The organism is Allopusillimonas ginsengisoli (assembly GCF_004153455.1).
Taxonomy (GTDB): Bacteria; Pseudomonadota; Gammaproteobacteria; order Burkholderiales; family Burkholderiaceae_B; genus Allopusillimonas; species Allopusillimonas ginsengisoli.
The window spans coordinates 131,383-158,286 of the sequence record NZ_SDQE01000010.1; the positions used below are offsets into that span (position 1 = coordinate 131,383).

At 57.2% G+C, this 26,904-nt stretch carries 23 protein-coding genes; 16 read left to right on the forward strand and 7 right to left on the reverse strand.

The features are described 5' to 3' along the window. Nucleotides 1–15: 15 nt before the first annotated feature. Nucleotides 16–2,523: a poly-beta-1,6 N-acetyl-D-glucosamine export porin PgaA gene (pgaA, locus tag ERE07_RS16365; protein WP_130010108.1), complete on the reverse strand. Its 2,508-nt coding sequence runs from the start codon at nucleotides 2,521–2,523 to the stop codon at nucleotides 16–18. After that, nucleotides 2,495–3,313, reverse strand: a complete 819-nt coding sequence (locus ERE07_RS16370; protein WP_167670946.1) for a GGDEF domain-containing protein — start codon at nucleotides 3,311–3,313, stop codon at nucleotides 2,495–2,497. The genes pgaA and ERE07_RS16370 overlap by 29 nt, the downstream gene beginning before the upstream one ends. A 516-nt stretch (nucleotides 3,314–3,829) precedes the next feature. On the opposite strand from ERE07_RS16370, the gene ERE07_RS16375 reads away from it, so the two are divergent. After that, nucleotides 3,830–4,987, forward strand: coding sequence for a M20 aminoacylase family protein (locus ERE07_RS16375; RefSeq protein WP_130010110.1), 1,158 nt, complete (start codon nucleotides 3,830–3,832; stop codon nucleotides 4,985–4,987). On the opposite strand, the gene ERE07_RS16380 is transcribed toward ERE07_RS16375, so the two are convergent. Next, nucleotides 4,973–5,890: a LysR family transcriptional regulator gene (locus tag ERE07_RS16380; protein WP_130010111.1), complete on the reverse strand. Its 918-nt coding sequence runs from the start codon at nucleotides 5,888–5,890 to the stop codon at nucleotides 4,973–4,975. The genes ERE07_RS16375 and ERE07_RS16380 overlap by 15 nt on opposite strands. Before the next feature lie 222 nt (nucleotides 5,891–6,112). Here ERE07_RS16380 and ERE07_RS16385 point away from each other — a divergent pair, with 222 nt between their 5' ends. From ERE07_RS16385 to pip, 5 genes are read left to right on the forward strand one after another with little or no spacing between them, the layout of a single operon-like run. Beyond that, nucleotides 6,113–7,903 (forward strand): peptide ABC transporter substrate-binding protein, encoded by a 1,791-nt coding sequence (locus ERE07_RS16385; RefSeq protein WP_130010112.1) that lies wholly within the window; start codon nucleotides 6,113–6,115, stop codon nucleotides 7,901–7,903. A gap of 46 nt (nucleotides 7,904–7,949) precedes the next feature. Then, nucleotides 7,950–8,909 carry an ABC transporter permease gene (locus tag ERE07_RS16390; RefSeq protein WP_130010113.1) on the forward strand — a complete coding sequence of 320 codons (960 nt, stop codon included), beginning with the start codon at nucleotides 7,950–7,952 and terminating at the stop codon, nucleotides 8,907–8,909. Continuing rightward, on the forward strand, nucleotides 8,875–9,813 hold the full coding sequence (locus ERE07_RS16395; RefSeq protein WP_130010114.1) for an ABC transporter permease: 939 nt from the start codon (nucleotides 8,875–8,877) through the stop codon (nucleotides 9,811–9,813). The genes ERE07_RS16390 and ERE07_RS16395 overlap by 35 nt, the downstream gene beginning before the upstream one ends. A gap of 15 nt (nucleotides 9,814–9,828) precedes the next feature. Further along, complete coding sequence (locus ERE07_RS16400; RefSeq protein WP_130010115.1) at nucleotides 9,829–11,634, forward strand: ABC transporter ATP-binding protein; 1,806 nt, start codon at nucleotides 9,829–9,831, stop codon at nucleotides 11,632–11,634. Beyond that, nucleotides 11,621–12,556: a prolyl aminopeptidase gene (gene pip / locus ERE07_RS16405; protein WP_130010116.1), complete on the forward strand. Its 936-nt coding sequence runs from the start codon at nucleotides 11,621–11,623 to the stop codon at nucleotides 12,554–12,556. The genes ERE07_RS16400 and pip overlap by 14 nt, the downstream gene beginning before the upstream one ends. A gap of 7 nt (nucleotides 12,557–12,563) precedes the next feature. Here the strand turns inward: pip and metC are convergent, their stop codons facing one another. Then, nucleotides 12,564–13,781: a cystathionine beta-lyase gene (metC, locus tag ERE07_RS16410; RefSeq protein ID WP_130010117.1), complete on the reverse strand. Its 1,218-nt coding sequence runs from the start codon at nucleotides 13,779–13,781 to the stop codon at nucleotides 12,564–12,566. Nucleotides 13,782–13,914: 133 nt separating this feature from the next. Between metC and ERE07_RS16415 the strand changes: the two genes are divergently transcribed. From ERE07_RS16415 to ERE07_RS16430, 4 genes are all read left to right on the forward strand, one after another. Next, the gene (locus tag ERE07_RS16415) at nucleotides 13,915–14,127 is read left to right on the forward strand and encodes a DUF3820 family protein (RefSeq protein WP_130010159.1); all 213 of its coding nucleotides are present in this window, start codon (nucleotides 13,915–13,917) and stop codon (nucleotides 14,125–14,127) included. A 2-nt stretch (nucleotides 14,128–14,129) separates the two neighbouring features. Continuing rightward, nucleotides 14,130–14,663, forward strand: a complete 534-nt coding sequence (locus tag ERE07_RS16420) for a DUF488 domain-containing protein (RefSeq protein ID WP_130010118.1) — start codon at nucleotides 14,130–14,132, stop codon at nucleotides 14,661–14,663. Between the two features lie 235 nt (nucleotides 14,664–14,898). Further along, the gene (locus tag ERE07_RS16425; RefSeq protein WP_167670948.1) at nucleotides 14,899–15,231 is read left to right on the forward strand and encodes a DUF4148 domain-containing protein; all 333 of its coding nucleotides are present in this window, start codon (nucleotides 14,899–14,901) and stop codon (nucleotides 15,229–15,231) included. Between the two features lie 80 nt (nucleotides 15,232–15,311). Further along, nucleotides 15,312–15,905: a TetR/AcrR family transcriptional regulator gene (locus ERE07_RS16430; RefSeq protein WP_130010120.1), complete on the forward strand. Its 594-nt coding sequence runs from the start codon at nucleotides 15,312–15,314 to the stop codon at nucleotides 15,903–15,905. Nucleotides 15,906–15,967: 62 nt separating this feature from the next. Here the strand turns inward: ERE07_RS16430 and ERE07_RS16435 are convergent, their stop codons facing one another. Continuing rightward, entirely contained in the window at nucleotides 15,968–16,750 is a 783-nt protein-coding gene (locus ERE07_RS16435) for a MipA/OmpV family protein (protein ID WP_130010121.1), read from the reverse strand. A gap of 401 nt (nucleotides 16,751–17,151) precedes the next feature. On the opposite strand from ERE07_RS16435, the gene ERE07_RS16440 reads away from it, so the two are divergent. Then, entirely contained in the window at nucleotides 17,152–17,811 is a 660-nt protein-coding gene (locus ERE07_RS16440; RefSeq protein WP_130010122.1) for a dienelactone hydrolase family protein, read from the forward strand. A 132-nt stretch (nucleotides 17,812–17,943) separates the two neighbouring features. On the opposite strand, the gene ERE07_RS16445 is transcribed toward ERE07_RS16440, so the two are convergent. Beyond that, entirely contained in the window at nucleotides 17,944–18,903 is a 960-nt protein-coding gene (locus ERE07_RS16445) for a LysR family transcriptional regulator (RefSeq protein ID WP_130010123.1), read from the reverse strand. Nucleotides 18,904–19,132: 229 nt separating this feature from the next. Between ERE07_RS16445 and ERE07_RS16450 the strand changes: the two genes are divergently transcribed. The 4 genes from ERE07_RS16450 to ERE07_RS16465 all read left to right on the forward strand — a co-directional run bounded on the left by ERE07_RS16450 (nucleotide 19,133) and on the right by ERE07_RS16465 (nucleotide 24,436). Then, nucleotides 19,133–20,635 (forward strand): M81 family metallopeptidase, encoded by a 1,503-nt coding sequence (locus ERE07_RS16450; RefSeq protein WP_130010124.1) that lies wholly within the window; start codon nucleotides 19,133–19,135, stop codon nucleotides 20,633–20,635. A gap of 34 nt (nucleotides 20,636–20,669) precedes the next feature. Next, a complete protein-coding gene (locus tag ERE07_RS16455; protein WP_130010125.1) occupies nucleotides 20,670–21,662 on the forward strand; it encodes a tripartite tricarboxylate transporter substrate-binding protein in 993 nt (330 codons plus the stop codon). Between the two features lie 87 nt (nucleotides 21,663–21,749). Continuing rightward, entirely contained in the window at nucleotides 21,750–23,396 is a 1,647-nt protein-coding gene (locus ERE07_RS16460) for an amidohydrolase (RefSeq protein WP_130010126.1), read from the forward strand. Beyond that, on the forward strand, nucleotides 23,396–24,436 hold the full coding sequence (locus ERE07_RS16465) for a CobW family GTP-binding protein (RefSeq protein WP_130010127.1): 1,041 nt from the start codon (nucleotides 23,396–23,398) through the stop codon (nucleotides 24,434–24,436). Before ERE07_RS16460 ends, ERE07_RS16465 begins: the two co-directional genes overlap by 1 nt. A gap of 73 nt (nucleotides 24,437–24,509) precedes the next feature. Here the strand turns inward: ERE07_RS16465 and ERE07_RS16470 are convergent, their stop codons facing one another. After that, nucleotides 24,510–25,328 (reverse strand): SDR family NAD(P)-dependent oxidoreductase, encoded by an 819-nt coding sequence (locus tag ERE07_RS16470; RefSeq protein WP_130010128.1) that lies wholly within the window; start codon nucleotides 25,326–25,328, stop codon nucleotides 24,510–24,512. Between the two features lie 272 nt (nucleotides 25,329–25,600). Here ERE07_RS16470 and ERE07_RS16475 point away from each other — a divergent pair, with 272 nt between their 5' ends. Then, nucleotides 25,601–26,887, forward strand: coding sequence for an acetyl-CoA hydrolase/transferase family protein (locus ERE07_RS16475; protein ID WP_130010129.1), 1,287 nt, complete (start codon nucleotides 25,601–25,603; stop codon nucleotides 26,885–26,887). Nucleotides 26,888–26,904 lie beyond the last annotated feature (17 nt).

Here is a 26,904-nt window from a genome sequence, read left to right on the forward strand (position 1 = left end):
AGTGCGCCCCCTTCCTTAAAACCGGTAGTTCATATCAAAGGACACGCGAACCTCTCTATCCCGATCTCCGTCATACGGCCGTGATATACCCGTCACTTGAACACCTGCATCGAACACCTTTCTCAGTCGTAGTCGCTGACCATAAGTAAGCACGTAGACCGCGCCATTTCCGTATCCGTGCTGGCTGTACATACCGGCCCCTACCGACGCGTTCTGACTCCATACGGTGTCGTAGCGTCGATAGATGACGTGATTCATATCCAGAGACGGAACGATTGCCAGATCACGCTCCGGGTTGAAGTAATACGTGCCAGCTTCGGTATTGCGCGAAGCGGAAATCTCCATCCGGGCATCCGCATAGAAATGCGGCAAGGTGTAGAGACGCTGCTTGCCGGTCAAGCCGATTTCATAGCGATCATTGCCGTCACTGAAATGCGTGGTGTTCGCAGCAAGCCGCCACTCGCGGCGCTCGTCTCCACGCCACTGAACATAAGTGCCCGCCGTATTGGATTTGACGTCCTGGTTCAATGCGCGCAAAGGGGTACTCCGGGTCTGCCATCCGGCCGTTCCGCCCACCTGCCAGTGATCATCGACGTCATAGGCAACAGACATGTCCAGCCCTGGCTTTGTGCCATGACCAAATCGGTTCGCGGAGACTTCCAGGCTGCTGGTGAAATCCCGCGCACGCCACTCAACACCCGCCAAATTCCAGGTATAGGACGCGTCGCCCTCTTCGTAGCTGGCATCTGCGTGGCCTATGCCGGCATACAGGCGCCAGTTATATCCCAACGGCGGAGAATAAGCCGTCATCTCCACGCCGCGCTCTTTCCCGCCCACTGCGACGTTCTGGGATGAATGACTTCGATAGGCGCTGATTTTGACTTCTGCCTTGTTATGAATGGCCAAGTCCTGTGCAAACTCCTGAGCAGCATTATCGTCAGGGAATCGCCCGATCGTATCTTTGCTCAACAGCGTTGCCTGTTCCCATTCGTTCAAGTCCAACGCAACTGACCCCTGGGCCAGTTCAACGGACAGAGAACGGGGCTCGTCCGTTTCCGCAATTTTCAGTTCCCGTTCGGCGGCGCGCGGCAAGCCCCTGGCCTCATACACAGACGCCTTCGCCATCCGCAGGCTGGTGCTTTTGGGCGCACTGGCCACCATCTGGTCAACGGTCCGCTGCGCTTCAGGCAGATCATCGCGATAGAGAAGCAGCATCGCCCGGGCTAGGCTGGTGTCCAGCTTGCGGTCATTGGGCAAGCGGCGCTTGTTACCCGGCGCATAGCGCCAGATGGGCTGCGCCTCGTCGGCCTTTGTGATGACGTCGCCAGCCTCGTCGAATGACTCCAGCGACACCAGTGCGTAGAAAAGGCCCATGCTGTATCCCAGCTTGTCGGCAGAGTCCTCCCTGCCAGGCTCTTCCTTCAGCTTTCTGAACAATTCCGCCGCCTTCCGAGGCTGCCTTAACTCCAGGTAAGACCAGGCGGCATCCTCCATGCCATAGCCGGGCACCGTAACACCATCGGCGAGCAGTTTTTCATACTCCGTCACAACGTCATTCAGGCGCTTACGCACATACAAGGCATGCAAACGATCTATCCTGGCGCGCGTTATATCCTTTTTGGCGCTTTCTCCCTGTTTCGACCAGCTCGAAATAAGCGCGTCATACTCTGCAAGCGCGCGATCGGCGATCATGAAGCGTTCCGATTCGCTGCGGGCCCCAATCTGCGCTTCTCTGGTCAGTTGCGCTGCGGCGTCGCCTTGCAGTATCCGCAAGTCGGACGCGCTGACCGTATCCGGCGATTCCTTGGCCAACTCGAGCGCTACATCCGCGATGCCAGCATTCTGAAGCGCAACGATGTATTCCCGCTTCACATACGTCTTGTCCGGATTCAACGCGTATGCTTTGGTGACCTCGTTAAGCGCGGCATACGGCTCCCCCTTCTTCCTGTAGGCGTAGGCCAGCGCCAGATGGCCATCAAGATAGCCAGGCTTTTCGCCGACCAGCACTTCCCCGCTTTTAATCGCATCGTCCGTTCGCCCAGCATCCACCAGCGTCATCACATATCCGGTCCGGAAGGCCAGCTCCGCGGGATAGCGGCGATTGCCCTCGGAAAAAACATGCAAAGCCCGATCCCATTGCCTGGCGTCACGATAGGCGTGCCCGACGACGACCAGCGCACCGGCAGGGAGATCCTGCGGAGATCCGCTGGCCTCATAGGCGCCCGTCACTGGACTCACATCTCCGGCCCAACTCGATATCAAGGCAAAATCAGACAGCGCCCGGGCGTCGCCCGGATCCTGACGCAGGCGATGTCTCAGCATGTTCAGAGCCGGCTGGTAATCGCCCGTGCGGGCCCTGATGATCAACGCATCGTACTGGCTCGTCGCCACCGCAGCATGAGCAGGAGCGGTGAGCTGCACACAGGCACATGCAACCGCCGTGACGATCCCCAGTGTTATTCCGCGGGCCTTCTCCTTGAACACGCTTGCCTGGTCATGGCTCATGGGAAATATATTGTTCAAAGTCAGTATCCTTATTTCTTATTGGGTATAGGCCATAACCTATGCATTCAGCGAGATTGCCTGACCAATCCATCAACAGCGGGTCGTTCTGTTCTCCCATGACGCAATTGCGACCGTGCGCCTTGGCCAGGTACAGCACGGCGTCCGCACGCATCGTCACTGCGTGAAGCGACTCGCACGGAACCAGCTCCACGACACCAAAGCTCGCGGTAACGCAAGCGGGCAAGGCCTTGTCGTTATGGACAAACACACTGCACGCCAGACGCCCTCGCAACCCTCTGGCAAAGTCCAGCGCTTCTTCCCTGGTCCTGCCAGGCAACAAAAGAATGAACTCGTCGCCGCCGAATCTGCCTACGATGTCGCACTTGCGCGAATATCCTTTGAGTATTTCCGCGAATTTTTTCAGCACCGCATCGCCCGCGAGATGGCCATAGCTATCATTGATAGACTTGAAGTTGTCGACATCACACATCACCAAACAGGCTGGAGCGCTGTGCTTTAACGACGAAACACATCTGGCGAACAGGCGCCCGAACCCGCGGCGGTTGTGCAACTGCGTAAGGTCGTCCACGGCATCGTTGCGCAACCATGCAAAAGCAATCTGTTGAAACACCGTAATGACCAGCAGAAAGGGCAACAGTACAAATATCAACACTTCGCCAGCCAGTGTCAGCGCTGTATAAATCCTGAGCAGCAAGGAATTTTCACCTTCGATGGCCAGGGCATTCCTGCTAAAGCCAAGCATTGCAGCCATATAAATAATGATCAGCAGCACCAGACAGGAAACCAATACCGTGCCTTTGAACCCTTTCCCCTCCCCTGGACGGCGGATGCGTATACGTGTGCATAAAAGCAGGCCTGCGCTCCTCAAACCAAGTGCTAGAGCGCCAACAGACTGCCAGCACGCCTTAAGTATGCTTTCTATCATTGCTTTTTCTCGTCCCAAAAAAGCGCATATATTCAGAATTACTATTTCGCTTTATTCGTTCTAGATACGGTCGCTCACGTTTCAAAGCGCCGTCGGTCTTGTAATGTTGAATCTGACCGTTCCATCAATATCTCGCAAATCGCAGCCCGGATATTTTGATTCCTGCCATTTAGATTTTCCGCTTCAGTAACTTTTGGCTTGTAGATGTACCAATTGATGATTAGGTCGGGAAATCCCGCCCCGATCGGTCAGGCGCCGATCGTCCAGTCAGTATTGATGTTGCAAAAATTAGAACAAAAAGAGCTATGTAGTGCCCTTTCTCGTGCTCTGACGCACAGGTACCGTTCTTTCTGGCGTGTCATCACTACAGGTAAAAGAATGAAACTGACGGACGAAATCATTGACGATATGAAGGGCTGGCGGCATCACTTGCATGCGCATCCTGAACTCGCATTCGAGGAGTTTTCAACAGCGAAGATGGTTGCAACAGTGCTCAGGTCCTATGGCATACAGGTATACGAAGCGGTAGGCCGAACAGGGGTGGTCGGCACTCTGACGCGCGGCAAAGGGCGCTGCATTGGCCTGCGCGCCGACATGGATGCGCTTCCCATGGATGAGCGCAATCAGTTTGCGCACAAGTCAGTTCATCCAGGAAAAATGCACGGCTGCGGGCACGACGGCCATACGGCCATGCTGTTGGGTGCGGCTGCGACGCTAAGCCGCAGCGAGGATTGGCAAGGTACAGTGAACTTCATCTTTCAACCCGCTGAAGAGGCCGAGGGTGGCGGGCGAGCGATGATAGAAGATGACTTGTTCGAGCGATTTCCCTGCGACATGGTGTTCGGGATGCATAACTGGCCTGGGCTGCCGTTGGGGCAGTTTGCGATCAACGCCGGGCCAATGATGGCATCTTTTGACACCTTTGAAATCGATTTGCGCGGCAAGGGAGGACACGCTGCCATGCCGGAAACCGCGCAAGACATATTGCTTTGTGCAAGCAATCTTGTGGTTGCGCTACAGGCGATCGTGAGTCGCAGAATCAGTCCGCTCGGAACGGCTGTGCTCAGTGTCACGCAGATTCACGGCGGGGCATCCTGGAACGTTCTGCCCGATCAGGCCGTTGTACGCGGCACTGTCCGCTGCTATTCCCCTGAGACACAAAACCATATCCGCAATCTCCTGCAGGAGATCAGCCAGAGCGTCGCGATCACCTATGGTGCGACTGCGCACGTGGACTACCGTCTTGGCTACCCTGCCACCATCAACGCCCCCGATGCCACGGCGATCGCCGCCAAAGCGGCTGCGCGTGTCGTCGGCAACGACAATGTGCAGACCGATTGCAGACCATCCATGGCGTCGGAAGATTTCGCCTTCATGTTGAATGCCCGGCCCGGCGCCTATATCTGGCTCGGCGTGGATGCGGGCGCCACCGTGCCTCTGCACAATCCGCACTATGACTTCAACGACAAGGCGCTGGCAATCGGTACCCAGTATTGGGTCGCCCTGGTCCACGCTTTGCAGTCAGATGGCGCGTAGACAGGTCAGGCCTGACGACATGTATTGCATCATGCGGTTGGCCGCCATGGAAAGCTTACGTCCTGTGCGCGTAATCAGATGTACCTCGGCGGCCTGAAGAACGGGATGATTAACCGGAATCGACACCAGCTCGCCAGTCTGCAATTCAGTATGCGCAACGAAATCGGGCAAGAAGGTGATGCCCAACCCCTGACTGACGAACGCTCGCAGCCCGTAGAAAGAATTGGTGGTCAACTTGGGCTGCAAGCGTACGTGCTCGGTTTGCTCCACCAGATGCAGAAGCTGTCTCATGCCATAGGTATCATGGTTAAGCGCGACAGGGAACTTCAGGCATTCCGCGAAAGCAATGGGGTTGGATCGACCCAATAGCGGAAACGCGGGCCCCACAATCGCATTGACAGGCTGTCGGCTTGACGCGCGAGAAACTACCTTGGCGTCCGGCGGCGGATTGAACACCAGGCCGATATCGGATTCATCCTCGGTGATGCGGCGCATGACCTCATTCGTGCCGCCCACGTCCAGCATCACCGATATCCCGGGAAATTCCGACGCATACCTGTGCATCGGGCCCGTCATCAAATCGGCAATGAACCCTTCTCCCAGCGCAATCCGCACGGTACCACGGTGCAGGCCACGCATCTCCTGCAATTGCATGAGCAAATCTCTCTTGTGCGCAAGCTGTTCGCGGAAGTAACTCAGTACAAGTTGCCCCGCCTCGGTCGCTTTGACGCCTCGGGTATGCCGCTCGATCAGCGGCAGCGCGAGCTCGCGCTCCAGCAGCGCAATCTGCCGGCTCACCGCGGACGGCGCAACATTGAGCGCATCGGCCGCCGCGCGCATGGTGCCCCGCTGTATGGATTCGAAAAGGTAAATCAGCCTGGTTTCCTGAATATCTTCTGGCATTGAACGGACTCCGTATTCGTGACCAGGAACATGATTCGCTGCGGTCCTGTAATACGGATTGTATTGCCACGCCGTCGCCAACCAAGTGTTGCGCAAATTAGAACGAAAGTACGCATCCTATGTTATTGGCAGGCAGTCCGCCGGCATGCATCATTGTTCTTCGGCGCACGGCTACACCGTGCAAACAGAAAAACATCCCCTCAGGGTGACGGAGGCAGAACAATGAAGGAAGCGCATCTGCGCGACATGGTCGCGCACGTACGTTCGGGCGGGTTGTCCCGCCGGACTTTCATACAGAGAATGGGTGCGCTGGGCCTTGCCGCGCCCATCGCGGGACAGTTGCTATCCTGGCACGGCGTTTCCATGGCGGCGCCATCGACTCCGCCACTGCCTCCGGATGCGGTTCGCGGCGGCGCATTGCGCCTGCTGTTCTGGCAAGGCCCCACATTGCTCAATCCGCATTTTGCGGTAGGCACCAAAGACCAGGAGGGTTCACGGGTTTTCTATGAACCTCTGGCCGGCTGGGATCCCGAGGGTCGCCTGATGCCCGTGCTGGCCGCGGAAGTGCCCTCAGTTGAAAACGGTGGCGTCTCGCCAGATGCCAAGTCAGTGACCTGGAAGCTCAAGCCAGGCGTCAAGTGGCATGACGGCAAGCCATTTACTGCCGACGACGTGCTGTTCAACTGGCAGTATGCGTCGGATCCGGCATCCGCGACGGTGACTATCGGGTCATACAAAGATGCGCATGTCGAGAAGGTAGACGACCTGACGATTCGGGTGACCTTCGATCAACCGACCCCGTTCTGGGCCGATGCTTTCGTGGGCGTCGTGGGCATGATCATCCCCAAACATCATTTTGAGCACTATGTGGGCGCAAAATCGCGGGAGGCGCCGGCCAACCTCAAACCCGTCGGCACGGGTCCGTACCGGTATGTGGATTTTCGCCCGGGCGACATCCTCAAGGCCGAGCGCAACCCCGATTACCACCTGCCCGGTCGCCCTTACTTCGACACGCTCGAGATCAAAGGCGGCGGAGACGCCGTCTCAGCGGCGCGTGCGGTTCTGCAGACTGGCGAATACGACTATGCCTGGAACACGCTGGTCGAAGATGTGCTGCTCAAGCGCATGGAAGCCGCGGGCCGGGGCGTACTGGAAATCACATACGGCGGCAATATCGAGTTCATTCAGCTCAACCCAACCGATCCGAACAAAGAAGTGGACGGGGAGCGCTCCAGTATCAAGACCGAGCACCCGCTGTTCAGCGACCCGGCCGTTCGCGAAGCCGTGAGCATTCTGATAGACCGCAAGTCAATCCAGCAACACATTTATGGCCGGCTGGGCAAGCCGGTGCGCAACTTCATCAATGCGCCCGACCGTTTCGTCTCCCCTCATACCTCTTATGAATACAGTGTCGAGAAGGCCAATGACATTCTCGATCAGGCAGGCTGGAAGCGTGGTGCAGACAACGTGCGCGCGAAAGACGGGAAGCGCCTTTCGATGATCTTTCAGACCTCCATCAATGCGCCGCGCCAGAAAACACAGGCTATCGTCAAGCAGGCCTGTCGCGAGGCGGGTATCGAGCTCGAACTCAAGTCCGTCAATGCCTCGGTGTACTTTTCCGCAGACCTGGCCAACCCCGAAAGCAACACCAAGTTCTATGCCGACATGCAGATGTATACCCAGAGCATGACAGAGCCCGATCCGCAGAAGTTCATGACGCAGTTCGTGTCTTGGGAAGTGGCAAGCAAAGCCAATGGCTGGCAGGGGCGCAACGTGCTGCGCTGGCGCAATGAGGAATTTGACACGCTGTTCAAAGTCGCCGCCGAGGAAACCGACCCTGTCAAACGCGCGGAGATCTACATCAAGATGAACGATCTGATCGTGGGCGGCAACAATCTGCAGCCCTTGCTGCATCGCGCAGTTGTCGCTGCACGCAGCAAAAAGCTCACGCCCTTTCTGAGCGGCTGGGACAGCACATTGTGGCGGCTGCCCGACTGGTATCGCACCGCCTGACGCATCTGCCGTCTTCATCCTTGTTCAGGACAGGAACACTTCATCAATGGTTTCATACTTACTTCGGCGATTGCTGATCGCCCTGCCCAGCCTGCTGGCAATCAGTCTCATCTTGTTCGCGGTACTCGCCCTGGCGCCCGGCGATCCATTCGGCGAGCTTGCGCAAAATCCCGTCATACCGCCCGAGGTACGGGCTGCGCTGCGCGCCCAGTTCGGGCTCGATGATCCGCTGCTGGTACGCTACTTTCACTGGCTAAGCGCCATGGCACAAGGCGATTGGGGGTTCTCGTTCGCCAACCGCATCAATGTCGACGAACTCATTCTGCAACGTCTGCCCACTACACTGTATGTCATCGGCTCAGCGCAAGTCCTTGCACTGCTGGTCGCCCTGCCCGTCGGCATTCTGGCCGCCATCCGGCCATACTCCATCTTCGATCAACTGGCCAACACCTTCGCCTTCGTCGGATTCTCCCTGCCGACGTTTTTTACCGGCCTGTTGCTCATTATGGTGTTCTCCATCAATCTGGACTGGCTGCCTTTCGTGTATCGATCGGACCTCTCGTCAACGGGCTGGCAGTGGGCCTGGGATCAGTTCAAGCAGAGCATCATGCCCATTGCCGTGCTGGGGCTGTTCCAGGGAGCCTCGTATACACGGTACGTACGCTCGGCCATGTTGGACGTAGTAGGTCTGGATTACGTGACCACGGCAAGAGCCAAGGGCTTGCACGAGCGTACCGTGATCATCGGTCACGCGGCGCGCAACGCAATGATTCCGGTGGTGACCATGGTCGCGCTGCAGATGCCCATGGTATTCGGCGGCGCCATCGTCACCGAGGAAATCTTCCGCGTACCAGGCATCGGGTCCTTGCTGATCAACGCCATTCTTGCCAGCGACACGCCTGTTGTCATGGCCATCACGTTCGTGTTTGCCTGCCTCGTCATTTTCTTCAACCTCATTGCAGACTTACTCTATGGCTTCCTCGATCCCCGCATCAGTTTCAGTTGAAACACCCCCGCCCCTGGACACCACGGCGCCGGTATCCGCTGCGCGGGATCTGGCCCGGCGTTTCACACAACACAAGCTGGCGACACTGAGCGTCGGTATTCTGCTGCTGCTGGTGCTGAGCGTTGTGATCGGGCCCTGGTTCTGGCCTATCAGCATCAGCGATATCGACCTGGCAGCCAGCCTGCAACCGCCCTCCTGGCAACACCCCCTGGGCACGGATGACCTGGGGCAGGACCTGCTGGCGCGCATGATGTACGGCGGCCGTATTTCGTTGGCAGTGGGCGTGACGGCCATGCTGGTGTCGGCAGTGATAGGCATTCTGGTGGGTGCGGTATCCGGCATTTCGCGAGGCCGAACCGGGCCGTTCCTGATGTGGGTAACCGACGTCTTTCTGTCCCTGCCCCAGCTACCGCTGCTGCTGCTGATTCTTTACCTGTTTCGCGACAATCTCAAGCAGATGTTCGGCGTGGAAGGCGGTGTGTTCGTGCTTGTGGTGGTGGTCATTGGCGGACTGCGCTGGATGCCGATCGCCCGTCTCGTACGCGCTCAGTTTCTGTCATTGCGCGAAAAAGAGTTCGTGGAGGCCGCCCAGGCCGCAGGCGCTACGCGCTGGCGTCAGATCTGGCGACACATCCTGCCGAATGCCCTCGGGCCGGTCATCGTAGCCAGCACCATCGAGGTGTCGGTAGCCATCATTGCAGAGTCGACGCTCTCTTTTCTTGGGCTTGGGTTCCCTCCCGATGTCCCTACCTGGGGTCGCCTGCTGTTCGACGCCAAGGATTATCTGAGCATCGTACCTTATGCGGCGATGATTCCGGGCGCGGCCATTTTCCTTACCGTGCTGTCCATCAACTTCATCGGCGATGGATTGCGCGATGCGCTCGATCCTCGTCGTGTTTTCTGACCACAGGCCTTTCGCATGCGTATTCAACCTGTTCTTTCTGTCGATAATCTGATCACCGAACTGTACGCAGACGGGCAATGGCGGCCTGTTGTTTCAGGCGTTTCTTTCGAGCTGGCGCCACGCGACACCGTAGCGCTGGTGGGCGAATCCGGATCAGGCAAAAGTATGACTGCCCTCTCCCTGATGGGGCTTGCGCCCCGCCGGATCAGCCGGGTAAAAGGAAGCGCTCGCCTGCAGGACGTGGAATTACTGTCGTTATCGGCACCTCAGTATGCCCAGCACCGCGGTAACGACATGGCCATGATCTTCCAGGAGCCGATGACCAGCCTGAACCCCGTGCTGAAGATAGGTTTCCAGATATCAGAAGCCTTGTGCCGGCATCGTGGATTGTCACGCGCAGCGGCCCGCGCCGAGGCCATCCGGCTACTCGACCGCGTACAGATCCCCGCCGCGGCATCACGCGTCGATGAGTATCCCCATAAGTTTTCCGGCGGTATGCGGCAGCGGGTCATGATCGCAATGGCGCTCGCCTGCCAGCCCAAACTGCTCATTGCCGACGAGCCAACCACTGCGCTGGACGTGACCATCCAGGCTCAAATCCTTGAACTCATCCGCACCATTCAGCAGGAAGACGGCATGGCAGTGCTGTTCATCACTCATGACATGGGCGTGGTGGCAGAGATCGCGGATCGCACGCTGGTCATGTACCACGGCAAGGTCGTAGAACAAGGCGCCACATCGGAAATTTTTTGTCGTCCCACACATCCTTATACACGCATGTTGCTGGCTTCCGTTCCACGTTTGGGTTCCATGGTGGGCAGCCGGCATCCACGCCCTTTTACCATCGCGAGCGTGGACGGCGTGGCCGGCCAGGATCCTGAAGAACATGTCACCGTACAGGCGGCCGCCTCCCCGGTACTGGAGGTCAAGGGGCTCACGACGCGCTTTGACATTCGCGCCGGCATGTTCAAGGCGCTCAAGGGCCGCGTGCATGCCGTCGAAAACATCAGCTTTACGCTGCAGCCCGGAGAAACCCTATCGCTGGTCGGAGAATCCGGATCGGGAAAATCAACCACCGGCCGGTCCATTCTTCGCCTTAACGAGCCCACCACAGGTTCCATAAAACTGTGCGGCGAAGACCTTATGCAACTGGATGCCAATGCGCTGCGCGAGCGCCGCAGCCGGATTCAGATGATTTTCCAGGATCCCTTTGCCAGTCTGAACCCACGCATGCAGGTAGGCGCGTCGATTGCGGAACCACTGCTCATCAATGGCACGGTGCCGCGCGAACAAATACGCGACACCGTCGCCAGGCTGCTGAAGCGCGTGGGGCTGTCGCCCAATGCCGCGCACCGCTATCCACACGAATTTTCGGGCGGTCAGCGACAGCGCATCTGCATCGCGCGCGCGCTGTCGGTGAACCCGCACGTTATCGTGGCTGACGAAGCCGTGTCTGCGCTGGATGTCTCCATCAAGGCGCAAGTGGTGAACCTGCTCATGGAGTTGCAGGCTGAGCATGGCATCGCCTATCTTTTCATTTCGCATGATATGGCTGTCGTGGAAAGGGTAAGCCATCGCGTGGCGGTGATGTATCTGGGCGAAATCGTGGAAATCGGCCCCCGGGAATCCATATTTCGCAACCCGCAGCACCCCTATACCAAGCGCCTGATCGACGCTGTGCCCATAGCCGATCCGTCCCAGCGAGGTCGGGCGCGCAGCGTTTCAGGCCAGGAGCCCGCAAGTGCGATACGCGGCCTGGATTTCATTCCTCAACAGCGCATCATGCGCAAAGTAGACGAAGGTCATTATGTCCATAGCTGATCCCTTTGACACCGGCTGGCTCGACGTTGGCGATGGCCATCGCCTGTACTATGAACAATCCGGCAACCCCGAAGGCATTCCTGCCGTACTGCTTCATGGCGGCCCGGGAGACGGATCACGCCCTGGCAATCGCCGCTTCTTTGACAAAGACGTATACAGACTGGTGATGTTTGACCAGCGCGGCGCTGGGCAATCTACACCCGCAGCCGGCCTGAGCGCCAACACGACACAGCATCTGCTGGACGATATCGAGCGTCTGCGCGCACACTTGGGCGTGTCGCGATGGCTGGTCAGCGGCGGCTCATGGGGCAGCTTCCTTGCCATGGCATATGCCATTGCCTGTCCACAGCATGTGCGCGGTCTGGTGCTGCGCGGCATTGTCCTGGGCGGACAGGATCAGGTGGACTGGTGGTTTAATGGTCGCGACATCATGTTTCCCGACCTGCATGAGCGGCTGCGCACCTATGTACCGCAAGAGGAGCAAGACGATCTCCTGCACGCCTATTACCAACGGCTGACAAACCCCGATCCAGCGATTCATATGCCTGCGGCCATGCGGCTGCGCGAATACATGGCGCCGATGACGCGGCTTGTTCCCGACGAAACAGCAGCGCCTGTGATCGACCCACAACATGCACTCAAGATAGGGCGGCTTTGGACACACTACTGCGTAAATCGCTTTTTCATGCCCGACAACCACATACTGGACCACATCGGAACACTGCAGCGCATACCGGCCATTATTGTTCAGGGCCGCTATGATGTGGTCACACCCTTTCGCGCCGCGCATCGGCTAAGCCAGGCCTGGCCACAGGCACAGCTGATGGGCATACAGCAAGGAGGCCATTCCGCCGACGATCCGGCAATCTCGGCAGCCTTGGTGGCGGCACACAGCAGCATCGCTGCGATGCTGCTGCCCTGAACCGAGCCTAGGCCGACGCCTGCACCGGCGTATCCTCAACGCTCGCCGTTCGCATCGATTTCGCCATGGCGCTGAACCCGCGCTCCAGATCTGCGATGAGGTCCGCCGTATCTTCCAGACCGATATGGATGCGTACACCCGGGCCGGCATAAGGCCATTGCGTGCTGGTGCGTCCGGCAGGCACGAAAGGCAATGCCAGGCTTTCGTAGCCGCCCCATGACACACCCAGGCCAAACATCTCGAGGTTATCGATAAACGCATGCAGGGCGTGCTCGGGCACCGGCTTGAGTGCTATGGCAAACAAACCGCAGGCGCCCAGAAAATCGCGTTTCCACAAGGCATGGCCAGGATGGCTGGGCAGTGCAGGGTGCAGCACTTTTTCAACCTCGGGCCGTGCTTCGAGCCATTGAGCAATCTGCAGGCCCGATACCCAATGCTGCCGCAAGCGAACACCCATCGTACGCAAGCCACGCAGCGCGAGAAATGCATCGTCGGGACTGCAGGTTTGCCCCAGGCTCTGCGACGTTTTGCTTACCGCGCCCCATGTCTGCTCGTTGCAACTTGCAATGCCCAGCATGGCGTCCGAATGCCCAACAATATATTTTGTGGCTGCCTGAACCGAGACGTCCACCCCATGCTCAAAGGCCTTGAAGTACAGCGGCGTGCCCCAGGTGTTGTCCATGACCACATAGGCGCCCTGCGCATGGGCCGCAGCGGCGATGGCGGGAATGTCCTGGATTTCAAAAGTCTCGGATCCAGGCGACTCTACAAATACAACCTTGGTGTTGGGCTGAATAAACTCGGCAATGTTCGCGCCCAACCTGGGATCGTAACGGGTCACTTGTACGCCAAACCTGCCCAGCGTGTTATTGATGAACTCCGATGTCCAGTGATAGCCGCTGTCCGTGAGCAATATATGATCGCCAGCGGAAACCAATGCTGTCAGCACACTGGAGATGGCCGCCAGCCCCGACGGATACAGCTGCGCGCGATAACCGCCACCAATTTCAATAATGGCTTCCTGCAAGGCATGATGTGTCGCCGTGCCAAAACGGCCATACGTGCTGACGCCAAACTCATCGACCCCCTGCCTCTGCTTTCTGTCCAACCAGTGGGCCATGTTTGGACTCACCAGAGTAGAACCGCGCACAACAGGTGTATTGACTGCGCCTTGAAAGCGCTCAGGATGGCGGCCCGCGCATACGAGCCGGGAGTCTTCTCTCATTATTGGTACCCTGTATGATTTTTCGCCGCGAACCCGGCGTGTGTGTAAGATGAGTATAGAAGGAGTACCGTATAAGAAATTATCAATTTTCCCGGGTTTAACAGCGCAAAAGAGAATATTTTTCTATCAGACCATGCACGCCGAAGATCTCGAACTTCTTGTTTCCCGCACCATGCCTTTCGGCAAATACAAAGGCAGGCTGATTGCCGATCTGCCCGGCCACTATCTGAACTGGTTTGCACGCACTGGTTTTCCAAAAGGCGAGATCGGACGCCTCCTCGCATTGATGCAGGAATTGGATCACAATGGATTGAAACCGCTGCTGGCTCCCTTACGCAAGGACTGAACATGCCACTTCCGTTCTTTACGATCGGGCATTCAAATCGTAGCCTGGACGCGTTTGCTGATCTGCTGAAAGAGGCCGGCATCGAAGTACTGGTGGATATCAGAACCGTGCCGCGCTCACGCGCAAACCCACAATTCAATCAGGACACCCTGCCGCAATCCCTCCTGCTGTTTGACATCGCCTATGAGCGTATCGCCGAACTTGGCGGCTTGCGCGGCAAATCAAAATCCGTGCCCCGAGACGTTAACGGTTTCTGGGAGAACGACAGCTTTCACAACTATGCGGACTATGCGCTGTCCGATCAGTTTCGGCTGGGCTTGGATCAACTGATTGCGCTAGGGCACACACGACGCAGCGCCATCATGTGCTCAGAAGCAGTGTGGTGGCGCTGCCATCGACGCATCGTCACCGATTACCTTCTCGCGCGCCACGAAGAAGTACGTCACATTATGGGAAATGGCCGCCTTGAGCTGGCCAAACTGACGACGGGCGCGGTTATTCAGCCGGATGGAACGGTACGCTACCCAGGCGCTTGAGGATCGAGAATGGCGTTCCGCCGTACCCATCTCGCAGGATGACCCGACTGATCGGTTCAAAATCTGCGATCAGGGCATGTCATCAAAATGAATGAAACATGTCATATTTGTCACGCTGCCGTCACGCAACGGTCAGCGCGCAGGCAATAAAGTGGAGTCCTGGCCAGCAAGCCTGGCATCAAGCTCACGCATAGCGACAACGCTACGTGAACATTTTTCTCAAAAGGAAACCATTATGTCTGTTCGTTCCAAAACACTGTTCGCCCTCTTCGCCCTTGCCGTAGCGGCGCCCGTTACCAGCTTCGCTCAATGGGTTCCCGACAACACTGAACAAGGCGGCACCGAAGTCTACGATTGGCCCAGCGTAAAGACTCGTGCGCAGGTGCTTGAAGAGCTTGAGCAGGCCAAGGCGGACCCGGCGTGGGCGACCCGACAGGGAGAGGCCACCGGCCGTTTGCCTCAGGAAGCCACCGAGTCGCAACTGACAAGAGCGCAAGTCAAACAGGAACTCGAGACACAAACAGCTAAGGAAGTAGCGTATCTGGAAAGTTTGTATACCGGCGCGTGAAGCTGACTAACTGATTTAAAAATACTCGCTCAAACCGCATTGACGTACACTTGTCGGTAAACGACCTTGAATCGATATGCATGAGCACATCCAAATCAGTCAAAACGCGGCGCCGAGGCGCTGAACTTGAACAGGCGATCATCGAAGTCGCCTGGTCCTTGCTGCTCAAGCACGGCTACAGCGGACTGACCATGGAAGCTGTTGCGAGTGCTGCGCATACCAGCCGTTCGGTGCTTGCCCGACGGTGGCGCAATAAAGCCGACTTGGCCGTTGCTGCGATTCAGCAGCAACTGGTCAAGCATTCGGTCGAACCCGCCGATCGCGGCGACGTCCGGGCGGAGCTTCTGGATTACCTCGATCATCTCGGCTCGTACGCGCCTACCCTCCTCACGGTGTTCTCTTTGCTTTCGAGCGACGCGTTCCGTGAAACGTACGCCTCCGCAAACGATTTGCGCCGGGCGCTCACAACAGGTAAAACGAGCCAGCTGGCATTGATTCTACGCCGCGCCGTGGATCGCCAGGAAATAGATCCCGCCAAACTCGTTGCTCCGGTTGACACGCTGCTGATCGATTTGATTCGGCATCATGTCTTGATGAACAGAAAAGCGCCACCCAAAAAGCTGTGCGCGGCCTGGGTCGATACGATTTTCCTGCCGCTTGTCAGACAGCATTAAGGTTGGCGAACCTTCACGACCGATTGCGTGGAAAGCCCCCGGCCACCGCTAATAGCCATTAATCAAAAGGTATAGGCAACCCCTAGAATGCCGCTTACCTGCGTTTTCCGCTTGACCAGCGGACTGTCTACCGCATCGCCCACCAGGCGGCTGGCGCCGACTGCACCGACGACGCTCCAATGCTTGGACACATTGTAATTAGCGGCAACACGCAGCGAAAAGTCCTTGAATCCTGCCGAGGGACTGTATCGCGCCAAGCCGGAGTTGGCGGATTGCTCCGCACTGATGCCGAAGTAGCTGTCCATGTATTTGTCGCTGGCCCAATTCGCAGCCACGCTGGGGATGATTTTCAAACGTTCATTGACTGAATAAGGATAAGACACCCGCAGATTGGCAAGCAGGCCTCGCTCACTCTTGGTAATCGCCTGCGTTGCGGAAAGCGTGATGATCGAACCCGCGAGTCTGGTTGACACAAACAGGCGGCCTCCCAGCGCATTCGACAGCTTGCCGATACCGTCGGGAACGTCGCTGTCATCATAGCCTTTCATCCAATTGACGCCCGCGCCCACCGTGAAACGAGGCGTTTCAATAATATTCACACCCAGGCCATCGCCGGAACTGGCGAAAAAGCGGCCCTTACGCACATCCACCACAGGCGCAGGTTCCACGTGATTCTCATCGGAGCCCTGGTAGCGAGGACTGACTACCGCACCTACCCCGATTTTCACATGATCGTTTTCTGCGGCATGTACAGTACCTAACGGGGCTAGACATAACACGGCAAGGGCAAGGCCCCGTGGCAAATACCACCCTGAACGATCGAGGGCGGGGACAAGTTGATTCATACAAGGCTCCAGAATATTTAAGATACGTTACCGTATCTTAAAGTCTGTTTCAGTTCGCCGTCAAGATACATTTATGTATCTTGTTTGTGACAGTTATATAGGGATTGAAAGCGAGTCCGTGCCGCGATTCAGCACGCTTTCGGTTTCTTGCTCACACTGCCGGGCCCGGCGAGTTTCCGGGGCCCCGCTCAATATTCGTGAGCGTCTGAACGTTGTGGGCTATCATGTTTTTCTACGGTACGGTCGCTGACGATCAACGCCCGGTTCTGGCGATTCCTCAACAGAAAAAACGCATGTTGTGTTGACATGCGCGCAACATCCCACGGCCAGTATCGTCTACAAGAGCGAGACGGATTCCGTTCTCTCCTGCTCTTAATCCTGCCATTTCCTAGGAGACCGCTTTGAACAGAACGCTCAAAACGCAAGACGAAACAACCCTATCCGCCTACCATGCCGGCGACGCGGACGCACCTCGTGCGCTGGTCGTACTCCAGGAAATATTTGGCGTAAACGGTCACATCCGTGAAGTATGTGATCGTTTTGCGGCGGAAGGATACGAAGTGATCGCGCCCGCGCTATTCGACCGGATCGCGCCCAACATAGAACTGGGCTATGGGCCGGATGACATTCAGGAGGGGCGGGCGCTGCGTAATAAACTAGCCCTGGAAGCATCGCTTTCAGATATCCAGGCGGCGATCGACGCGCTAGGCGACAAACCCATCGGGATCATCGGCTATTGCTGGGGTGGGGCCCTGGCATGGCAAGCGGCGTGCAAGCTGGATAAGCTCAAAGCGGCGGTCTGCTGGTACGGCGGCGGCATTGCCGACGCTCGCTCCCTGACACCCAAGGTCCCTGTGCAAATGCACTTTGGTGATCAAGACAAGTCCATTCCGATGAGCGACGTCAACGCCATCAAAACCGCGCAACCTGATGTGCAAATCATCGTCTACGAAGGCGCTGATCACGGCTTCGGCTGCGACCATCGCGGCAGTTACGATGAAGCCGCTTACATGCTGGCGCAGGAACGCTCACTCGCGTTTTTTGATCGCTATTTGAGATAAGGGTAAAGGCCGCTTTCGTTGTCACGGCGCGGCAATATCAGGCACGCTGCGCAACGGGCAGCGTGCCCAGCTGAATGCGGCGGCCCCCGCGTTTCTGGACGCTATTCGAACTGTGGCAAAAGAGTACCGGAATCAGAAGGGGTTGCCCATGCCCAACTCCTCCACCCGTTGCAACAAAAGCGCCCGGAACCTGCGCACCTGAGGCGGGGGTGTCAATACGCTATTCCAGACCATGACAACTGGCTCCACGTAGCTGTTCAATTCAAAATCTAGCGTTTTCGCGATTTTGGCCCTCTCTAGCTGCTTTGCCACCTGCTCGGGGCATACTGTCAAGAACTGCCCCGCTTGCATGAGGTTTGACAAGTACGCCATGTCCGCAATACATATCCCCGACAAGGGCGGTGCCGATCCCAGCGCGTGAAAGGCCGCATGCAACAAATACAACATACGTGATCCTGCCGGGGGAATACACCATTGCAATAGCGCCAATTGCTGGGCGCTAAAGCTGTGAGCAGTATGTATAGGATGACCAACGCTCGCCACGATGACAACCCTTTGCGCGGCAAGTACTGATGCCCTCTCAAACTCGGGCCCCGACAATCGCGGATCATCATAGGCAAACAGCAAGTCCAACAACCCCGATCGCAGATTCTCCAACATCTCGTTGATCGCGCCATCAAGCATGCTGATCTGAACGAGTGGATGATCTCGATAAAAATCACTGGTGACTTGTGCAAGAAGCCATTGAACTGATGCGGTTCGCGAGGCGATACGAAGCTTTCCTTTGTTTCCCTCTCGCACGGCTTGCAGCGAATCTGCCAGCCTGCTCAGCTGTGCAAGCAGCACACTGGCATGCTCGATCAGATCGCGTCCCGCTTCTGTAGGCAGCAACCCACGTGCACCCCTTTCGAAAAGCGGCATCCCAACGATGCCTTCGATCTCTGCCAGCGTCTTGGAAATGGCTGCAGGGCTCACATGAAAGCGCGACGCCACGGCCACAGCAGTACCCATCTCATGCAGAGCAAGTACGACGCGCAGGTGTCGCAGCTTCAGGCGATTAAGCAAGGCTTGAGAGGAATTAAACGTTGGCATCAAAAGCCTCTTCTCCAGACAATTCAATCTCAAGTTAACCAGTTTCTCAACCCATGACAACATTAATTCGCTTGTTCCCGCGCCGTAGCTTTCTTATATTCATGGAAGCCAAACAAACATTAGATAGATGAGCCCGCCGGGAAAATTCGAAGCTGCTCATGGAATTGGTCACCAGAACCGTAGCACGGAACACAAGCGTGAGCTTGGAATCCGACAGAAGGAGGCATCAATGCGTTTTGTCATTGCGCAAATGAGACATGAAACGAATACGTTCTCTCCGCGCCCCACCCCGCTCTCTGCCTTCAATCGTGCAAGCAAGACCGACGAGCCGCTGCAAGGCGAGGAAGCCATCAAGGTATGCCTTGGCTCCAAGAGTGCGGCGGCGGCATTCATCGATATTGCAACCGCACAGGGCGACGAGGTGGTGATGCCGTTACTGGCCAGCGCCGTACCTAGCGGAATCGTCACTGCGGCAGCGTTCGAGAAAATGGCCACGACCATTGTCGACGCGGTTCGCGCCGGCTGCGATGCCGTGATGCTTGATCTTCACGGCGCCATGGTGACAGAAGACTATGTTGACGCAGAAGGTGAATTGCTGACTCGTATCCGGCTTGCTGCACCAGGTATCCCAATTGCCGTCGCGCTGGATTTTCACGCGAACTTCAGTCGCTCACTGATTGATCACGCGACAGTGATCACCGGGTATCGCACCTATCCGCATATTGATGTGTATGAAACCGGCGTCAGGGCAGCCAATACTTTGATGAAAACGCTGCAGGGGACGACCCAACCGGTAATTTACTGGCGCACCCTGCCCATGCTCACCCATATGTTGCGACAAACACCGAGTGCGCAGCCGATGAAGGACATTATGGATCTCGCCATCGCCGCCGAACGTTCCGGCGCCGTGCTGAACGCCTCGGTATTCGGTGGGTTTCCTCTGTCCGATATCCCTGATGCGGGACTGACTGTGGTGATCGTTGCCGATAACCTGCAAGGACCGGCAGCACAGCAGTTGCTCAGGGAACTTTGCCAAATGGCATGGGCGAGGCGCGCAGATTTCGTTTTCCCTGTCGAACCGTTGGCAGTGTCCGTCTCCCGCGCCAAACATGCCACGAACGGGCCGGTTCTGCTGGTGGATCACGGCGACAACTGCGGGGCCGGTGGAACGACAGACGACATGACCGTGCTGTCAGAAGTGCTGCAACAAAAGTTGCAGAACCTTGTCGCCGGCCCTTTCTGGGATCCTCACGCCGTTGCCGTCCTGATTTCAGCTGGCATCGGGGAAACCGTTACCGTCGATGTAGGAGGAAAGACGGATATACCCGCACTAGGCATGAAAGGCCGCCCATTAACCCTGACAGGCTGTGTGCGATGCATCACTGACGGGAATTACCAAGTCAGAGGACCCATGTATACGGGCATGATGTTGAGCCTGGGCAGGACGGTGGTGTTTGATGTTCAAGGAGCATTAATCGTTATCTGCGAGAAACCACAAGAACCTTTCGATACGGGCGTGTTTACACACGCTGGCATTGACCCCTCGCATCATGACTACATCCTGATCAAATCCCGCCAGCATTTTCGTGCAGGATTCGAGCCCATCGTCAACGAAGTCATACTGGTTGCCGGCCCAGGCGTATGTAGCTCCGACTATAGTCAGTTTCCGTTTCAGAGCCTGAAACGCCCCATCTACCCCCTTGATACCCACACGGCTTTTGCCAATACCTGAACAAAACCGTCAGAACAATCATTAAGGAGACGACATGATTAAACGAAACCGTACACGCCTGCTGATACCTCTTCTCGCGCTAGCGCTCGGTACCAGCGCAATCTCACCAACGGCAACCGCGGCAAGTTCCAACGCACCAATGCGCATCGTCATCGGCTTCGCGCCGGGCGGCGCGCTCGACATCCTCGCTCGCACACTGGCAGAAAAGTTGCGAATATCACTGGGGAAGACCGTCATTGTTGAGAACCGGCCTGGCGCATCATCGCGGGTTGCACTGGAGCATGTCGTACGTGCGCCTGCTGACGGCAACACTGTGCTTATCTCATCATCGTCGCCATTAATTATCTTCCCCTTGACCTATAAGCGGCTTTCGTACGATGCTGATGCGGATCTTCAGCCGATTGCCCGGATTGCCAATGTTCCGGCGGTTGCGTCTGCCGGTGTGCAGCAACCATACCGCACCATGGAAGAGTATCTGGCATGGGTTAAGCAGAATCCCAGCCAGGGCAGCGTGGGGCTTTCCGCACTCGGAGGCGTGCTCCATTTCGGGCTGCTTACGCTCAGCGAGGCCATTGACATCCCATTGGTCCCCATCCCCTATCGAGGGGCAGCCATGATGCTCACCGATGAAATAGGCGGAACGCTACCGCTCGGTATCGATGCTGTCGCCGGCCAGGTCGAGCTATACCGCTCAGGGAAGATCCGCTTTCTCGGAGTGACGGGCACGGAGCGCTCGACACTGCTTCCGGAGGTACCCACTTTTCAAGAAGCCGGCGCTCCCGGATTTGAGGCAGCCTCGGGCTGGTATGGCGCCTTCGTTCCCAAAGGTGTCCCTGCGGCGACTGTTGCCAAGATCGAAAAGGCGCTGCTGGATGCGGCAGCGGACCCCGAGGTTGTCGAGAAAATCGCGCCATTAGGCCTTGAGATGAGTGGCAAGCCCGGCGCGGAGCTGCGTCAACAAATATTGGAAGAGCGCGCCAAATGGAAGCCGATCGTCGAGGCTTCCGGATTTACCGCCGATAGCTGATCGCGCCTCAGACGCGCTATCTCCCAGTGCCCCCGCGCAGAACAGCTTGGATAACCCTCTCCCAGGCACCAGATACAGGAGTTACCAATGAGTCATCCCACCACGGTGTTCGTGGCCCGAAGAATCATCACCATGAACCCCATGCAGCCGACCGCTACCCATGTTGCCGTTCGTGACGGAAAAGTGCTTGCCGTGGGCGATGCGGCTTCTGTGGCGGCATGGGGGCCAGCGCATCTGAACAAGACTTTCGCCGATAAGATCCTGATGCCCGGCATGATTGAAGGGCATTCCCACCTCCTGGAGGGCGGCATGTGGAAGTTCGTCTATGTTGGTTATCATAGCCACCGGGATCCAAATGGCCGCGTATGGCCTGGCCTCGAGACGATAGAAGAAGTCGTTACCCGACTGCGGGAAGCCGAAACCGAGCTCGGGGACAAGGCACAACCGCTACTGGCCTGGGGGTTCGATCCCATTTATTTTGGTGGGGAGCGTATGGCGGTAGGTCATCTGGATCGTGTCTCCACCGAGCGGCCAGTGATTGTGCTTCACGCGAGTGGACACCTGATGAATGTCAACAGCACGCTGCTGCAGCGCGCGGGCATAAACAGCGGCACACCCGTTGAAGGTATCCCCAAGGATAGCCACGGCAACCCCACCGGGGAACTTCAAGAGTTCGCTGCGCAGTTCCTGGTATTCAAGCTCATCGGAAACCCCTATTACAGCGCAGGTCAATCCGAGGAAGGCATGTGGAGCTTTGGTCGTCTCGCCCAGCAGGCTGGCGTAACCACAGCCACCGATCTCGTCAACAGCCTGCAAGATGAAGTGGTGGATAGTCTGGTGCGCGTTACCGCCGATCCCGAGTACCCATTGCGCCTGGTGCCCGCCTATGCACCTACACGCGATCTGGAAGGCATAGGCCTGGCGCGGGTCACACGAGCACGTGCGCACAATACAGACAAACTGCATTTCGGCCTGGTCAAACTGATTATTGATGGCTCCATCCAAGGCTTCACCGCACGCATGCGCTGGCCCGGCTACCACAACGGTGCGCCCAACGGGTTATGGCTGGTACCTCCGCAACAATTGGCTGAGCTCCTCGCCACCTACCATAATGCCGGGCTGACGGTCCATATCCACACCAACGGCGACGAAGCCACTGACGTCGCGATCGACGCTGTAGAAGTCGTGTTGCGAGACCAGCCGCGCTGGGACCATCGTCATACGCTGCAGCATTGCCAGCTCGCTGACGCCAGTCAGTTTAAACGCATGGCGGCGCTTGGAATATGTGTAAACCTTTTCTCCAACCATTTGTACTATTGGGGCGAGGCGCACTACGCGGCGACGGTCGGGCCAGACCGCGCAAACCGCATGAATGCAGCCAATACGGCACGTCAGTGCGGCGTAGTGTACTCAATGCATGCCGACGCTCCCGTCACGCCCATCGGGCCATTATTTACCGCTTGGTGTGCCGTCAACCGTTATACGGACAAGGGCCGCGTTATGGGTGAGTCAGAACGTATCCCTGTCTACGATGCGCTGCGAGCCATGACCTTGGGGGCGGCCCATACACTCAAGCTCGATCATGTTGCCGGCAGTATCGAAGTCGGTAAGTATGCCGATTTCGCTGTGCTCGAACAGGATCCGCTTGAGGTAGCGCCCGACGCGCTTCGTGACGTCGTGATCTGGGGAACCGTATTGGGCGGCCGCATCTTCCCGGCCGGAAAACAAACGTGATGAGCAAGCATATTGCATTGACCGTGCTGGGCGGGTTTCTCGGCTCGGGCAAGACGACACTCCTTAACCATTTGCTGCGAACCCATAGCGGTGAACGTGTGTTGGTGATGGTCAATGACTTTGGCGCAATCAATATCGACGCCAAACTGATTGCGCGCGAGCAGCCGGAACACGATGGCGTTGCTGGCGGCATTCTCGAACTCACCAATGGCTGCGCGTGCTGCTCGGTGGGAGGTGACTTGATGCAGGCTTTCCTCAACGTACTGGCATTACCCAACCCGCCGGACCGCATCGTCATAGAGGCCAGCGGCGTAGGTGATCCGAGTAAAATTGCTCAGATCGGTCACGGCGGTGTGGGATTCTCCAGCGAAGGGATCATCACGATGGTTGATGCCGAAGCAGTGCGCCACCACGCTGCTGACCGATACGTAGGCGACATCGTTCACGCCCAACTGCGGGCCGCGGACTTGTTACTCGTCAATAAAACCGATCTGATTGATGCCCTCGATCTGAAGAATTTACAGAATTGGCTGGGTGCGCATGCCCCCAATGCCAAGATGTTGACTTGCGTTCACGGCCAAGTCGACCCTGCTCTGGTATTTGGCGTCGCACTACAGCCCCACCAAAAAATGAGCAGTCATCGCAACTTCGATAACGGAAAATTCCATCTCGGCCATAGTGCTCATTCATCGGAGCAATTTGTCAGTAGCCACTTTGAAAGTCATAGGCGCTTTTCAAGGCCAGCTTTGGAGCACGCCCTCAATGCTCTGCCGCCTCAAGTGATTAGGGCCAAGGGCATCGTGTGGCTGTTCAACGAGAACACTCCTTGGCTGGTGCAATTCTGCGGCAAGCGCTGGAGGCTGGAACAGCTCGCTGAGCAGGGGGCCGCAGTGGACGAAATCTCACAACTGGTATTTATTTCCGCTCGCACCGAACACACGTTTGACCCGCTCTGCGTGTTAACCCATGCCCTGGTGAATGATGACCGAAACTCGGCCTCAAGCCAGCAACAGCACTTACTTGGAAAGCACGATGCGTAAACCGCAGTGTCGCTGAAAATCGAGTATACGTGCAGCAGCGATCCTCTCTTTCGCGTGATCTGCCTGCACTAGGTCAGTGTATCGTCAGCCCGCCGGTCGGACTGACGGCTGCGCCAGTAAGATAGGCCGAGTCATCGGACGCAAGAAAAGCCGCGATATTGCCTATCGCCAAAGGGTCGGCCACCCCCAGCGGGCTTCGGCTCACAATAGTTTCGTACTGCTTGCGGTGCATCTCCGACACCACGCTTTGCGCGCCAAAAGCGGCATTCCAGGACGGTGTGTCGCGAACCACGGTAACGCATACGCAATTCACGCGGATTCTGTCCTTAATCAACTCCTTGGCAAGTACCTTGCTGCCTGCGATCAAGCCGCCTGAAAATGTGGCAATGGCAGTCTGGCCCCGCGTGGGGCTTCGCCCCCCTTCGGATGTGATAAACACCACGCTGCCGCCACCGCGCTGACGCATGCTCGGCACAGCCGCCTGCACGATCATCAGCTTAGCTGCCATTGCCTTCCCTACGAAGGCTGTGACGCGCTCAAGATCAATGGACTCGAACGGCCCTCGAACCTGGGGCGTACGAGCTTCGTCATCATTGCCGCCCGCATTGGCGACCACTATATCAACCCCACCATACTGCCGCTCCGCTTCAGCAACGACTGAGTCCATGTCAGTCTTGGAACATACATCACCCGCCGCAAAACAGGCCCGCCCTCCGAGATCGCGAATCTCCTGCAGCACAGCCTGCGCTCTGGCCCGACTCCTGCCATTAATGACCACATGTGCGCCACGCGCCGCCAATTGCAAGGCTACACCTCTTCCAATACCACCGGACCCACCGGTCACGATGGCGACTTTGTCTTTCAATGTGTCGATCGAGCTGATCTTTTCCATGCCGCCCTGCTCCGTTGATAGTCAAGTATTCAGGCTGGCCACCTGCGTAGCGATGGTCAAGCATAGATTGCATATCCTGATGATCCAAGTGCAAATAGTCGAACCCGCATTTCGGCAAGAGGAAACTGCCTTGCGATCTACCGAGCGGATAAAGCCGCTATACCCATGGAGCAATCGGAATGTACCAAAGCACGGAACAAGGCCAAGAAAAAATTGACGGACTGACGGCAAGCACGCATGCTGATTATTATGTCTTCAGGATAGCTTGCGATATGCGTTCTGCATCAGCGCCCAACCTCGCACAGTTCATTCGGCCTGGCGATACACTCACATTCGGTCAAGCGGATGCTCAACCACTAACGCTTCTTCGCGCGCTTGCGGCCCAACGCCATCAGTTTGGCAGAATTCGGCTTTTTCTCGGAATAGGACACGGCCTCCAGGATATTCTTCGGCCTGAGTATGCCGATACGTTCGACTATCTGGCTTACTGCGGCAGCGGTTCAAACCGCACGCTCGCCAAGGCAGGCGTGCTGGATATTATCGTGGATCATTATTCCGAGTTGCCTTTCTTGCTCGGCCAAGGCGCACTGAAAACAGATGTCGTCCTGCTTCAGCTGTCGCCACCTGATGAACAGGGGCGATACAGCCTTGGAATGGCGCGGGAGTATCTCGTTCCCGCTTTACAAAGCGCCCGGATGATTCTGGCGGAGGTCAATCCCTTGGTGCCATGGACCTATGGCGGTCCTTACCTGCGAGAACATGAGATTGACTTACTCATTGAAAGCGATATCGAGCCTGACGGCACCAGTCTTGACATGGCGGAACCCGAACCGGAACCCATAGCACAGGCAATCGGACGCCATGTGGCATCTCTGGTGCAGGATGGCGCAACACTGCAAACGGGTATTGGCGCTGTGCCGGACGCCATTCTGGCGGCTTTGATCAGCCACCGGGATCTTGGCTTGCACTCTGGCAGCCTCGGAGAAGGCATCGTCAGGATTGCCGAATCAGGCGCGCTGACGAATGCTCGCAAAGGCGTCGACACGGGCACAACAATCGGAGGCATTCTGATGGGCGGTCCACGACTCAGACGTTTTGCGCATAACAATTCACAGTTGGCCTTGCGCAGTACGGCGTATACGCACAATGCGCAAGTACTTGCCAGCCTCAACCGTTTCACCGCAATCAACTCGGCGATAGAGGTGGACGTCACCGGACAGGTAAACTCGGAGATGGCTGGAAGCATGTATCTGGGTGCAGTCGGGGGTATCGTTGATTTTCTGCGTGGCGCCAACGCGAGCAAGGGAGGCCTGCCCGTCGTCGCGCTGCCCTCCATGGCGCGTGGCAAAAGCCGTATCGTCGCCGCATTGAGTGGTCCAGTTACCGTACCACGAAGCTGCTCTTGTGTGATTGTCACTGAGCACGGGGTTGTCGACCTTAGGGGACTGACACTCTCGCAGCGTATCGATCGCATGATAGGAATTGCCCATCCTACACAACGAAGTGAGCTGGAAAAGGCGATGAGTACGCAACACACCCAGGGTTGGAAAACGCGATAGGAAGCAGGCCTCGTTCA